Annotated in this window: 11 protein-coding genes; all 11 read left to right on the forward strand. The window is 45.3% G+C overall.

The features are described from left to right. The first annotated feature begins 140 nt into the window (after nucleotides 1–140). Nucleotides 141–794 (forward strand): hydrolase, encoded by a 654-nt coding sequence (locus LZG73_RS02145; protein ID WP_233845850.1) that lies wholly within the window; start codon nucleotides 141–143, stop codon nucleotides 792–794. A gap of 72 nt (nucleotides 795–866) precedes the next feature. Continuing rightward, nucleotides 867–1,226 (forward strand): nuclear transport factor 2 family protein, encoded by a 360-nt coding sequence (locus tag LZG73_RS02150; protein ID WP_233845851.1) that lies wholly within the window; start codon nucleotides 867–869, stop codon nucleotides 1,224–1,226. A gap of 57 nt (nucleotides 1,227–1,283) precedes the next feature. Next, complete coding sequence (locus LZG73_RS02155) at nucleotides 1,284–1,676, forward strand: nuclear transport factor 2 family protein (RefSeq protein ID WP_233845852.1); 393 nt, start codon at nucleotides 1,284–1,286, stop codon at nucleotides 1,674–1,676. Continuing rightward, the gene (locus LZG73_RS02160) at nucleotides 1,666–1,983 is read left to right on the forward strand and encodes a MoaF-related domain-containing protein (RefSeq protein ID WP_233845853.1); all 318 of its coding nucleotides are present in this window, start codon (nucleotides 1,666–1,668) and stop codon (nucleotides 1,981–1,983) included. The genes LZG73_RS02155 and LZG73_RS02160 overlap by 11 nt, the downstream gene beginning before the upstream one ends. Before the next feature lie 34 nt (nucleotides 1,984–2,017). Next, a complete protein-coding gene (locus LZG73_RS02165; protein WP_233845854.1) occupies nucleotides 2,018–3,211 on the forward strand; it encodes an amino acid ABC transporter substrate-binding protein in 1,194 nt (397 codons plus the stop codon). 632 nt (nucleotides 3,212–3,843) lie between these two features. Beyond that, nucleotides 3,844–4,257 (forward strand): hypothetical protein, encoded by a 414-nt coding sequence (locus LZG73_RS02170; RefSeq protein WP_233845855.1) that lies wholly within the window; start codon nucleotides 3,844–3,846, stop codon nucleotides 4,255–4,257. 12 nt (nucleotides 4,258–4,269) lie between these two features. Then, entirely contained in the window at nucleotides 4,270–5,430 is a 1,161-nt protein-coding gene (locus LZG73_RS02175) for a hypothetical protein (protein WP_233845856.1), read from the forward strand. Between the two features lie 19 nt (nucleotides 5,431–5,449). Further along, the gene (locus tag LZG73_RS02180; RefSeq protein ID WP_233845857.1) at nucleotides 5,450–7,825 is read left to right on the forward strand and encodes a protein kinase domain-containing protein; all 2,376 of its coding nucleotides are present in this window, start codon (nucleotides 5,450–5,452) and stop codon (nucleotides 7,823–7,825) included. Nucleotides 7,826–7,963: 138 nt separating this feature from the next. Next, on the forward strand, nucleotides 7,964–8,854 hold the full coding sequence (locus LZG73_RS02185; protein ID WP_233845858.1) for an AraC family transcriptional regulator: 891 nt from the start codon (nucleotides 7,964–7,966) through the stop codon (nucleotides 8,852–8,854). Between the two features lie 91 nt (nucleotides 8,855–8,945). Beyond that, complete coding sequence (locus LZG73_RS02190) at nucleotides 8,946–9,773, forward strand: SDR family oxidoreductase (RefSeq protein WP_233845859.1); 828 nt, start codon at nucleotides 8,946–8,948, stop codon at nucleotides 9,771–9,773. A gap of 261 nt (nucleotides 9,774–10,034) precedes the next feature. Then, the gene (locus LZG73_RS02195) at nucleotides 10,035–13,889 is read left to right on the forward strand and encodes a GEVED domain-containing protein (protein ID WP_233845860.1); all 3,855 of its coding nucleotides are present in this window, start codon (nucleotides 10,035–10,037) and stop codon (nucleotides 13,887–13,889) included. Nucleotides 13,890–13,913 lie beyond the last annotated feature (24 nt).

A 13,913-nucleotide genomic window follows, 5' to 3' on the forward strand; every position in this document is an offset into this window, starting at 1 on the left:
AAGTGCAAGCCGGGGATAGTAATTCTCGGCTTTTTTTATTGAATCAGTAGACATTAGTCTACTGTATTTTTCGACTTAGATCATCTTTTACCTTTACGCTGTATCGGAACTTTGCCTTTGTAAATTAAAAACAAAGTTCCATGCAAAATGTAAAAACAGGCCTTGAAGCATTGCTTCGTCCTGAGGACAGCTTTCTTGTCCTAATCGATCACCAGCCTTACCAGTTCACCAACCTGAACAGCCACGAGCCAACCATCATTATTAACAATGTTACAGGTCTCTCTAAGGCAGCCAAAGTGTTTAATGTTCCCACCATTCTGACTACGGTTATTGAAGAACGCGGCGGCTACATCATCAAACAGATCCAGGACGTTTTCCCTGAGCAAAAACCGATCAACCGCACATTTATCAATACATGGCAAGATCCAAAAGTGACGGACATTGTAAAAGAAAGCGGCCGTAAGCAACTGATCCTATGCGGCTTGTGGACAGAAGTGTGCGTTGCAATGCCAGCTATACAGGCTTTGAGCGAAGGCTATGATGTATTTGTGGTTACAGACGCTTGCGGAAGCGTTACAGCAGAAGCACATGATATGGCTGTACGCCGAATGGTTCAGGCCGGAGTGGTGCCGATCAACTGGATGGCCGTTGCTGCTGAATGGCAACGTGACTGGGCCGTGATGGAAACAGCACGTCCATTATCCGCTGTGCTATTGGAACATGGCGGAGGAAGCGGAGTATCGCTTGCCTGGGAATTGCAGCTTTTAGCAACTCCTGTACCAGAAAATCAGTGACAATGAGAAAGCAACATCTTGATCTATTCAAGGTGTTGCTTTTGATTTTTTTAACCATAAAAATCAAAAAACATGAGCGATCAAGCAGCCATAATGATGGAAAATAATCTCAGCCAGGTTTGGAATGAAAGAGATTCGGACGCCAGGTTGAAGGCCATCGAGAAAATTTACGATTCCGCAGCAAATCTATATCACGTGGGAGACCATGTTACAGGTTTTGATGCGATCAACAACAGCGTCACATCCACATTGAAACATTTGCCAGCAGACTTTGTATTTACCAAACTTAAACCCGTGGTGATCAATAACAGCATCGGCAGGCTGATCTGGGGAGCAGGCCCCAGAGGTGAGTCTCCTGTCGCGACCGGAATGGATATCGCCCATTTCGAGAATGGGAAAATTAAGTCACTTTATGTTTTTCTTGATAGCTAAAAAGCTTCTTGTATTAGAAGTTAAACAAATCAGAATAAGTATTCAAGCAAAAATAGAATGACAAATAAAGAAACCGTAGTCAAGGCAATGAAAGCGTTTTTCGTTGACAGAGACCATACAGCCATCGAACGCTATTGGCATGAGTCGTATGTGCAGCATAATCCATCAATGATCAATGGTCATCAGGGTTTGAGAGATATTCTGCAATTCATTGAACCAGGATTCCAGTGGACACCCGGTATTTTCATAGAAGTAAATGACATTGTTTTAGCACATAGCCAGGTGCACGGCTGGGGCCCAGCGCCACTGATTGTGGTCGATATTTTCAGGTTTGAGAACGGAAAGATTGCAGAGCACTGGGACGTGGTGCAGGAAGAAGTATCGGCCTCTAAAACCGCAAGCGGAAACGCAATGACATCATTCAACTATCAAAACCCAGATGCAAAGTAATTTAATAGGCAACAGATTCCTGGCTGATCTGGGATCGTTCAAGGCAGAACTGCTTTTCGAATCCAGTGATTCATTGACCTTCAAAATCGTCGAAGGAGGCGGTCCGGGAGAACCAGGCCATACTGAAAAAGTTCAGATTGTGATGGCAGAGGTGCGGCCGCAGGTGTACATGGTGGCGTGGAAAGAAGCCACAGGTGCGACGGTGACACATATTGAAGACCACGAAAACGGAATCCTCTACAGTAACGCAACCCTGGCAGACGGCAGCTTTTATCCCATGAAGGGCACCATACGCCCAATAAAATAAGCATCACTCCGAAAAAGAAAATTTTTGATCGATAATGAATACAGCATTGAATAAATCAACAAACGTCCGCATTGGATATAGCCTGTCGCTTTCAGGGCCGGTGGCTGAGAATACGAAATCGGCAAGGCTTGCCCATCAACTTTGGGAAGAAGACATTAATAGCAACGGCGGGCTTTTGGGAAAGGAAGTCGAGCTTGTCTGCATCGATGATCAGGGCGATGCTGCCCAGGTAGCCGGCATATACAAAAGGCTTTTAGACGAAGAAAAAGTGGACCTGCTGATTGGAGGCTATGGTACAAACACCATCAAACCTTCCTTACCTCTGGTTATGGAACGGAAACGCATTTTGATTGGCTTGATGGGTCTGGGTGTTAACGGCGATCTGCAATATGAAAACTATTTCGCAATGATTCCTACCGGGCCAAGTCCGAATGCTGCACTTACCGAAGGTTTTTTCGAACTGGCCGCTGCTCAAAGTCCAAAACCTTCAACAGTTGCATTACTTACCGCCGATGCCGAATTTTCCCGCAATCCGGTAATTGGTGCTAGGGAAAATGCTGCAAAGTATGGGATGCAGATCGTACACGAGCAAACCTATCCGCTGACAACGACAGATTTTAATCCGATCATCGATCAGCTAAAAGAAATCAATGCCGATATTTTGTTCCTTTGCTCGTATTTGAATGATTCAAAAGGCCTGGTCCGCGCAATACATGCAAGTGATTACCGGCCTAAAATGGTCGGCGGTGCGATGATCGGGCCACAAAGCGCTTCTGTTAAAACGGAGCTTGGCCCACTTTTAAACGGCTTTGTTAATTATGAATACTGGATGCCCGTTCCTAAAATGAATTTTCCAGGAGTTACAGACCTACTTCAAAGATATCAGCAAAGAGCTGACGAAGAGAAGGTGGATCAACTCGGGTTCTACGTCGTGCCATTAGCCTATGCACAAATGCAGGTTTTGGAGCAGGCGATAAAAGCGACCGGGACCCTTGATAACGTATTGCTATCTGAATACTGCCGGAACAATTCATTTCAGACTGTTATGGGAACAATCCGCTTTGGTAAAGGTGGCGAGTGGGTTGAACCCCAGGTAATTCAAATACAGTTCCAGAATGTTCAGGACGGGAATATCAGCACCTTCAAAGATAGCAAAGTGCAGGTCGTGGTGTCGCCGGAAGCTTACGCGTCAGGGAAGTTGATATACCCTTATAATCCTTCAAAGTAGTGACACAATCTGCTTTTAGGATATCGAGGCGGAAAAGAGCATTAAGGTTGCAGCGCATGGTTTCACGTTGCAAAACCGCAGTAAGGTCGTCAAAATGAATACAAAGACCACATTATTGGCAGCCGGGAGTCTTTCAGGCTATCAAAGCTGCATACATCAATCCATCGCAATCGCTGCGATCGGAGTGATAAGCAAGGGCGCTGCTCTTTATTATTACACTTGAACGTATTAACCTACGACCCGCTGCAATCTAATTTCAAGTCACATTAGCATGCGCTCTGTGTGCACATCGTTTCCCCCGCCGCAAAATACCCATTTCCCAAAACGTGTTTTTACCTGGTTACGCCTAACTACCTGAATTTTAAATCGGGTAGTTTGGCGTTCAAAAACGGCTTGTTTCAGATATAATTTCGTCTAGTTAAAAAATGACAAATTAAAGAACGCGCACAACCGGGATGGCGTAAAACAGCGCTACGCGACTCCTGCTTGTGATTAACCGAAAGGGTCATGTTCGATGAAAGGAGGTGCGACATGAGATAATCGAAAAAATTTGAGAAACCGTTTTCAACTGATTTTTTCCGGACAAAAAAGTCGGGAGTACAATCATTAGCCATCATTAAAAAAATAAAAAAATGAAAACTTTCAAATTCAAGGACCTTGCCGTCACCGTGGATATTAACCAGGACAAACCGGTGTATTGTTTCATTCGATATGCATCTCGCCTAAAAGACGAGATTGAGTTGTGTCGCTTCCATACTTGCTACCATTTTTCAATTCCCATAACTGTCTGCCACAAAGCTTGCAGTATTGTATACAGCTTTACGCACGACCCAATTGAAATCACGGACTGGAAAAACACAACGCCTGTCCAGCAGGTTGTTGATGACTTCGATGTATCGGAGCTAACTGAGTTTAAGAACAATCTGGCCGAACTTCAAAAGTACGTCGATGTGAAGATCCAGGAAGCGCCGAATGAGCTCGATATGCTTGAAAGAAAATTGAATGAAGCCATCGAGGAAGTTCGTGCGCAAAGGGGAAAACAATAAAACGACAATCTGATGATCAAAGTCAAATTTCTTTTGCATTCAACATTCCGGTCGAATCCGGCATTTGAACTGATTGAGCAGGGAAATTTAAATCAGCAGGAACTTCATGCTCTTGCTGATTTAAGCAAAGACCCCGAGTTTTTTGGCGTCTTCAGGCGGAAAGACGCCGCAACCGCAGACAGTGCAAAACTAGCTTACAAAGAAGTCGCGCTACTGTTTTATTTTTTGCAAAATGCTGGACCATTGCCTCATTATTTCAAGTCTGAATATGACGACGAAACTAATCTTACATTGGCCAGACTCGTAATAGAAGGGATTTTTGAAATTGAGATCGAAAATTGCTTTTACTCAGGCTTTGCGGCCCAGGATTTCATTTATGAATCCACTGAGCAAGTTTGGGATCGCCGGCATCCGTTGTCCCGAATGTCTTCCGCGGCTATCCAATATGCCATTCAACTGAATGAAGCAGACACCATTTCGCTAACCAGCAAACTTTACGGCTACAATACGACGCCCCTGTTTGGTACGCCTGCCAATGAGCTGGATACATTCAAGGAAGTGGAAGCGTTTCTAAAAATTGGTAAAAATGATCCATTAACGCGCGAGCTGCTTAAAAATTGGAACAAACATGAACCAGACCAGAAGTTCAGATGGATATCGTGGAGTCGGAAGCAGAACAAAAGCCATAATGCCCGTTTGAGCTCAACCTATAAAATCTACATTAGCCCTGTTCTGGAAGAGCTGCCGGATGTATTTGATAGGGCTGTCCGGGCACTGACAGAGTCAAACGCATTCCATTTCAAAATCGGCATGAACCGTGAAGGACTGCTCCGGCCTGACAAATTCGTAGCCTATTTCACGGAATTCGATCATTTGTCAGCCGCAGCCGACCGGCTCCATGCTGTTTTGAAAGATCACAGTGCACAAGGTGTCCCATTCACCGCCCCGCTGGATGCCTCGGGAATGTTATCGTGGGGAATGGACAGTGCAACAGATGAAAATTTGCAGCATGTAGAAAGAAAAAGCTGGCGCGCCAAAGTGACCGAAAAGCTGGCTGCATCCATTTCTTTGGCCAAAACAGAAAAGCTAAGCCGAGAGGAACGCGTCGATTTTGTATTAAAAAAAATGGTGCTGGAAGGTGTCAATCCATTGACCTGGACGGCTGTTTTATAAAAATTCAAACTTTAATCCTATGGCTTCTAATCAATTATACATCTTGCCGGAAGACGTTCAGGTGTTGCCGGTAGAAAAATTACCGCAACAGGCACGCGCCAAATTCGAGTACGAGACTGACGACTTCATCATTACTTATACACACGCACGAAATACCAGCAAAATCATAGACGCTTCGTCTGCGTCGCTTTTGCAGGAATTTCGTAAACCAAAATCCCTGCCCGAGGGCGTGCTTACGTATGCGTTGCTCAATAATCTGGACGCGCAAAAGATACTTGAAGGCTCCTACACTTTTCTGACGCGCCTTCGCAGTGAAGGTTTCCTGGTTTCTTACGATGATACATTCGGGAAAGAAAAGCTATTTTTCAGACCAGGCGAGCGGTTTAAAGAGTATGAAATCGTGTCAAAACTGGACGGCGTGGCTGATACGGAGATTTATAAGATCAAAAAAAATGGCCAGTTATTTGCGCTCAAATTGTTAAAAACCAAAAAGAAAACACCGCAGCTGCTTGCAAATTTCTACAACGAGATCGACATACTGAATGCATTGGATGACGTCATCAATCCGTCGCTGACCGAATATGGCGAGTATGAAGAAGATCATTTTCTGATCATGGATTGGGTCGACGGGGAAACGTGTTTGCAGGCGGCCGAGAAATATCAGAATCTTCATGATCAATCCAATGTGCTTGCATTGCTGAATATTTCCTGCCGTATTCTCAATGCGTACAGGCATTTGCACAGCCAGGGAATTATACATTCGGATGTGCATCCGGCCAACATGATCGTGTCCGAATCGGGTGAAGTGAAGATTATTGATTTCGGACTTTCTAGAATGGTTTCAAAGGAACAATTACCGGCGCGCGGCGGACAGAATTTTTTCTTTGAACCCGAATATGCGCAGTCAGTTCTTAACGGCAAACCTGAACCGTCCTCGACATTCGCAGGCGAACAGTATGCATTGGGCGCTTTGATTTATCAGCTATTTACAGGAAAGCAATATCTTAATTTTTCATACGACAGGAAAACATTGTACACGCAGATCGTCAACGAAATGCCCGTCCCATTCAGAAATCTGGACATTATTATTGACAATAATATCGAAAAAACGATTTTCAAAGCGCTTGAAAAACAAAACGAAAACCGTTTTGACAACATTGAAGATTTCTATTTGGCCATGATCAAAGTGCAGGAAGGTTTCCCGGATCGACTTGCAGAAGACAAGAAATTGTCGGTGCAAGTCTTCCGGGATTCCATCCTGAAAGATTACGGTTTTAAAAGTGAACTTCTGAAAAACGGGCTCCAAATGGCCCCGAAAAGCTCGGTCAATTTTGGCGCGGCAGGCATTGCCTATCTCTTTCTGCGCCGAGCGTTAGTGCATTCAGACGCCAAAACGCTGGCCCTGGCAGATGTATGGAGCGACCGTGCAGCAAGTTATGTTCATGACCATGACCATGGGTTTTATTCCAAAGAAATGGATCTCAGTTCGTCCATTGTTGGGGTTTCGTCGATATATCACACTTCGAGCGGCGTGGATCTGGTCCAGGCGTTGGTCAGCCAGTCGTCGGGCGATTATGCCGGCTACTACAATGCGGTCCGCAATTTTCTGAACCATGCTTCCCAACCCTGCGAAAATCTGGACCTTACATTAGGTAAGTCCGCCGCGCTGATCGGCAGCTCGCTGATTCTGGAAAACATGCCTTCGTATGATAAATTTGTCAAAAAAGATCTGCTCGCATTTGGCAAGAATGTCATGGAGGAGATCTGGTCAATCGTTGATTCGTATGCAGCGATCGGTGAGAAAAACCCGATCAATTACAGAGGAATTGCCCACGGCTGGGCGGGAATTTTGTATGCTACTTTAAAATGGTGCAAAACATCCCGACAAAATTTGCCTGTCCATTTTCTTAGACGCGTAGATCAGCTTGTCAAACTGGGTATCGAAGAAAACGGAATGATGCGCTGGGAAATCTCCGAAACGGAGCAGACTTCCTGGACAGGCTGGTGCCACGGATCAGCGGGTTATACCTTTCTATGGACGGCCTTATTTCATTTCACATTCGATGCACATTACCTTGATCTAGCAAAAAAAACGGCCGGTCACATTTTGAATGCCCAGCCGGGTGCGGCCCAACCTAACGCGGCCCAACAAGTTGTGAATGGCAGCTTGTGTTGCGGCAGATCGGGTGAATGTTACGCGCTTTTGAGTGTTTACAATGCCACCAGAGATAATTTTTACCTGACCGAGGCCAAAAGGCTGGCCAAACAAATGCTGCCGCACATCTATTGCGTGCAAATGAAAAACCACAGTCTGTACAAAGGGAACATAGGCGCCGCAGTGCTGTTCGAGGAACTTGATCGCCCCGAATTCGCCCGGATGCCGTTATTTGAATAAAAGGTTAACAATCGGACAATTTTACGCAATGATACTAGCAAGCTAAATTAACTTAGACCAAAGAATAAAGAGGCCGCTGAATTTCACTTTCAAAAGAGGAATTAGCAGTTCAGATAAATAGTTTTATCTTTATTTCTGATGGATCAACATTCGATTGAAACTTACGCGCCACAACTTAATGGGCAGCATAACAACGCAGGAGGGTATTTTGTGGCAGTACGATTGGAAGAGTTTTCTGCGGCTAGCCTTGCAGCAACAGCGGTTTACAGTCGAAAGGATTTTTACAAGATCTCGCTGATCAACGGTCATGCCTCCTATTTTTATCAGGATCAGGAATATCTGTTTGACAAAGATGACTGGGCGCTCGTATTTACGAATCGGGAAGTGCCCTACCGCTGGGAAGTTCACGAAGGGACCTGTAATGGCTATGCCTGCATGTTTACAGAAGACTTTTTACCATTGCCCGTGCATATCCGGCCATCAGACTGGGCGGTTTTCAACGGGAATGCTCCATCCGTATTTAAATTAACCGGGAAAGACAAAATCTTCTTTGAAGGACTATTTTTAAAAATGCTCGATGAGCAGGATTCTGCATATGCTCACAAGTTTGACCTGCTTTTTTTATATGTACAAGAATGCATCCATGGCGCGCAAAAGTTTGACGCTGGGGCAGGATCGCGTAGCCAAACGGCTGCTACTCGGCTAACCAGTGCATTTAAAAATTTACTGGCAGGACAGTTTCCTCTGGCTTACCCCAATCAACAGGTCACTTTGCGAACGCCGCAGGATTATGCAGACCGTCTGGCTGTTCACACCAATCACCTGAACCGGGCACTTAAAGAGGTGACCGGCAGAACCACAACGCAGTTAATAAATGAACGGATCATGCAGGAAGCGCGGACGTTAATGTTACATTCTAACTGGACAATCAGTCAGATAGGCAACAGTCTTGGCTTTGAAGAAGCAACGCATTTCGCGCGAGCTTTTCGGCAGCACACAGGGAAAACGCCGTCTGCGTTTCGGCAATAGTTTGATTTTGGTCTTAAACGGTTTGAATAGGGCTAACGCGGCCGGTTGTTCTACGGTAATTTTGTTTCGTTAAATTTTAATGAAACAAAATATGAAAACGTGGTTTATAACCGGCACTTCGACCGGCTTAGGAAGAATATTAACAGAGAAGTTATTGCAGCAAGGTCAACGCGTGGCAGCAACATTACGCAAGCCGGATGCATTGGACGATCTGAAAGGACAATATGGAAATCAGCTTTGGGTCGCCAGACTGGACGTTACAGATAGTGCACAGATTAAAGACGTTGTTAAAAAGGCTTTTGATGAATTAGGCCAGATTGATGTAATCGTTAACAATGCGGGTTATGCTCTTTTTTGTGCTGCCGAAGAGGCAAGCGATGAGCAGATCCGGCAGCAGATCGATACAAACATTCTTGGCTCAGTTCAGGTAATTCGGGCCGCACTTCCTTTTCTGCGTGAACAACGCGGTGGCCGTATCCTTCAACTTTCATCAGCCGGCGGCCAGACAACCTATCCCAATTTCAGCTATTATCATCTCACCAAATGGGCAATGGAAGGCTTTTGTGATACATTGGCCAAAGAAGTGGCACCTTTAAATATCGGAGTAACGATTGTTGAACCCGGCGCGCATCATACGGCATTTGGTGCCGCCCTGGCCACCGCACCCGTCATGGAAGCTTATGATAAAACGCCGGCGGGCGACATACGAAGGGCAATGCAATCCGGCACATTCCCCATCAAAAATGACGTAGACAGAACTGTTCAGTCCATAATCGAATGTGTCGAAACATCACCTGCGCCGCTGAGACTGGCATTGGGCGGCGACGCATACCGGGATATGCGGGCTGCGCTCGTCAGCCGCCTGGAAGCGCTTGATAATCAAAAAGCGACTGCAATGGCAAGTGAAATGCAGGATTGATTTGTAAAACATGAATCGCCGGGAGAGGGGCTGTTTCGAAAGAGACAGCCTCTTTTTGCATTTACATTCGTCACAAACAGCTATTTAGAACACACCGAGATAGCAATTATTTGCTATTGTGCAATCTGTATCGTTTTCTGTTTTTTGTATCACAACTTACAGCCCATAGTCCAGAAATACTTCTTGGAAGCAAAAGCCAATTGACTGCTGTAAGGACTCGCCTGATAAGACAAATCTCAAAAATCCCTTAACTACGTTCGTATGAAAAACATAAAATTCTACTCAACATTTCTATTCATCCTCTTGTGTCTTGCCAGTGGCGGCGTCACTAACGCACAAACTTATTGCGCCTCCACGGGTGGCGGTGCCCAGGATATCGTAAATGTGACGATCGGCACATTAAACAATTCATCATCTTGTAATCAAACGGCTGGCGCTGGTTCTTTGCCGGGCAGTTATTCGAATTACACCGAACTTGCTGCCCCGGATCTCATGCAATTCAAAACTGTTCCTTTTTCGATCGGCGTCGCTTATTGCACTGGCTATCAATCAGTCACAAGTTCAATTTGGATCGACTTTAACCATGATGGTAATTTCGGTGATGGTGAACTTGCGTATCGCTCGGGGTCAGTTTTCGAACCTAATCACACCGTAACGGGTACAATCACTATTCCGGGAAGTGCATTGTTGGGTCCGACCCGAATGCGGGTTATTACCGCAGCAGTTGGATTTGTAGATCCTTGCGGAAGTTATAATGGTGGTGAGACAGAAGACTATACAATAAATATTGTATCACCACCGAATTGCAATGGTGCACCTGCACCGGGAAATACCTTAGCAAGTCAAACAGCGATTTGCGTCAATGGAACCATTGATCTGTCATTTTCATCATCTTCCGCATTGAATAGTGCTGACGCTGTTGGGTTTACTTACCAATGGTTCAATAATGCAGGTCCTATTGCAGGTGCTACCAATCCTATCTACACGGCAACCATTACAACCTCAGACAACTTTTATTGCAGGGTTGCATGCAGCCAAAGTGGCCAAACGGGTCAATCAATGCCGATTGCTGTTAGTGTAAAATCCTTTTATGAATGCTATTGCCCTTCTGTTGCGGCCAATACTACTGGTCCGGACATTTTCAATGTAACAGCAGGAACCCTAAACAACTCCTCTGATCTGTCTCAAACCGGCGGTCCTGGATCCATTTTAAACAGATATTCCAACTACACCACGCTGGTGGCGGCTCCTGTCTTTAATCAGCAGGCGACGATACCATTTTCGATTCAAGTTGCGGAAAACAGCGGTAACGCCGCCACTTCCATCTGGATTGATTACAATCAGAACGGCATTTTCGAAAGCCCAGGGGAAAGAGTATATCAAACATCGCAGCCAAATTCCGGCAACCATACAGTTACCGGTTCTTTCACGATTCCTTTAAGCGCTGCAACGGGCGTTACAGGAATGAGAGTCGTAACAAATGCCGGTCAAAATCCGGTAGGCTCTGCTTGTGAGAACTATAATGAAGGTGAAACCGAAGATTATTTAGTAAACATTGGGGAAGTTCCTGCATGCAGCGGCAACCCGATACAAACCAAAACAATCGCCACACAACTTCCCGTTTGCCCGGAAGCCAGGTTTACCTTTTCACTTAGTCCTGCCATTATTACTACGGGTAACACGTATCAATGGTACAACGACGCCGGACCGATTGCGGGTGCAACAGACGAAACATATACGGCAACCATTACAAGCCCGGATAACTTTTATTGTGATGTAACCTGTTCCAATGGATCAAAAACAACAAGATCAATTCCGGTTTCAGTTTTGACATGCTATTGCAATTCTGCCGCCGAAAATGCCGCAGGAGCAAATATCTCTAATGTAACAGCAGGAACGTTAAACAATGCAACCAGCGCTTCTCAAACCGGCGGACCCGGCTCTGTGGCGGGTAGTTATGGCGACTTTACAACCGTCGTGGATGCGCCTGTGTTTAATCAATTAGCCACAATTCCATTTTCAATAACCTCCGGCGGAACTGGCTCTTATTTCTACACTGCTATTTGGATAGATTATAACCGAAATGGCAGCTTTGAAGATCCGGGTGAATTTATAACTCAGGAACAAGGTTTTCAAGAATTAACTTTGAGCGGTTCATTTAAGATCCCAACCACCGCATCGTTAGGGGTTACCCGTATGCGGATCGTTATGAACACTGGCCAGAATCCGTTAAATTCTGCCTGCCAAAATTATGGTGCGGGAGAAACCGAAGATTATCTGATCAACATTGTATCACCTCCTGCTTGCAGCGACAGCCCGCTGCAACTGAATACAATAGCTACGCAAAACCCGGTTTGTCCCGAGATCAGTTTTACTTTTTCGCTCAGTCCCTCTATAATCACTACTAATAACACCTATCAATGGTATAATAATGATGGTCCTATTGCGGGCGCTACCAATGAAACATATACTGCGACGATCACAGGTCCTGACAATTTTTATTGCGAGGTAACCTGTTCGACCGGCCAAAGCACAACCGTCTCGACGCCGGTGGCTGTGCAAGGTGCTTACCTGTATTGTCCCTGTACTTCAATTTCAGACGATGCAAATTCTGCGGACATAACCAATGTAACGATCGGCGAATTAAATAACTCCTCAACTTGTGGTCAAACAGGCGGACCAGGCTCCGTACTCAGCCGGTATTCAGATTATACCAGCCTGGTAGCGGCTTCTAACCTGACAGCAGGAAACACAATTCCAATCTCTGTTCAAATGGGTTCTTGCAGCGCATTCTTTGTCAGTTCAACATCGGTTTGGATAGATTTCAACCACAATGGAACTTTCGATGCGCCACAGGAAAGAGTCTACTCCTCATCAGATAACTTCGCACCAAGCTATACGCTAACGGGTTTCATTTCTATTCCCGAAAGTGCCTTACCCGGCTTAACGCGCATGAGAGTCATATCCGGTAACGGCGATGTGCTCAACTCTGCATGCGGAGCCTATCGCCTGGGTGAAACGGAAGATTACTTTGTGAACATTATTGTTCCGGCTTGTAGCGGTAACGTCTCTCTCCCCACAGCCGCAACAACCAATACACAAAATGTGGCCGCAACGCCTTTGGTTACCAATGGCTGTGAATATGTAGCCAAAGTAGTTCCCACACACGGCTTTACCGATGCCACTGTTAAAAGCTGGCTTGAAACGACCCCGCCTTTCAAGTATGTGCCGCGACATTATGAAATTACACCGGCAACCAATGCAAGCACAGCAACCGGCACGATAACCCTGTATTTTTCACAAGCAGATTTTGACGCCTATAATGCCACAATAAGTGCTGGCCTTTTACCCACCGACCCGAATGATGACTCAGGCATTGCCAACTTCCAGATTGTTAAATATGCAGGAACCAGTCCCACAGGCTTGAATTACTCCGGACAGCCGGCATATATTCCAAGCACAGGAAATTCCTGGAATTCAGGAGATTATACTTTTGTTTGGAGTTCAATCAATTCCATTTGGGAAGTGACATTCCCTGTGTCCGGGTTCAGTGGATTTATAGCGAAATCAGTTGAACAGCCTTTACCCGTTACATTGATTTCTTTCTCAGGTAAAGCCGTAGAGAAAAGCAATGTGCTGACTTGGAGAACCAGCTCGGAAGTTAATTTCAGTCATTTCGAGATCCAAAGGAGCATGAATGCAAAAACATTTGAGAAAATAGGCGAGCTGGCATCGAATGACCTGCAAGTTTACAATTTCCTTGATCCCAATTCGCCTGCTGCAAAAGCATATTACCGCCTCAAAATGATAGATCTGGACACGAAATACAGCTATTCCAAAATAATTGCAATTGGAGGCGATACAGAAAAATCCATGGTCGGCAGTTTTTATCCCAACCCAGGCACTGGTAAGGTTTACATTGAGATTAATGCATTGCAGAAAGGCACTTGGAAGATATCACATTATGATTTAACAGGAAGATTACTATCAAATAAGAGCAAGGTTTTACAGCCCGGGTCTAATATCATCACGATAGACAAGCTGTCTCCCGGTTTAAACATTTTGAAGTTTGGCAACGGAATCATTTCCGAAACCAGGAAAGTCGTAAAAGAGTAGCATTTGAGCAAAGCGGTTGAATCT

It is taken from the genome of Dyadobacter sp. CY326, assembly GCF_021390515.1.
Lineage (GTDB): Bacteria > Bacteroidota > Bacteroidia > Cytophagales > Spirosomataceae > Dyadobacter.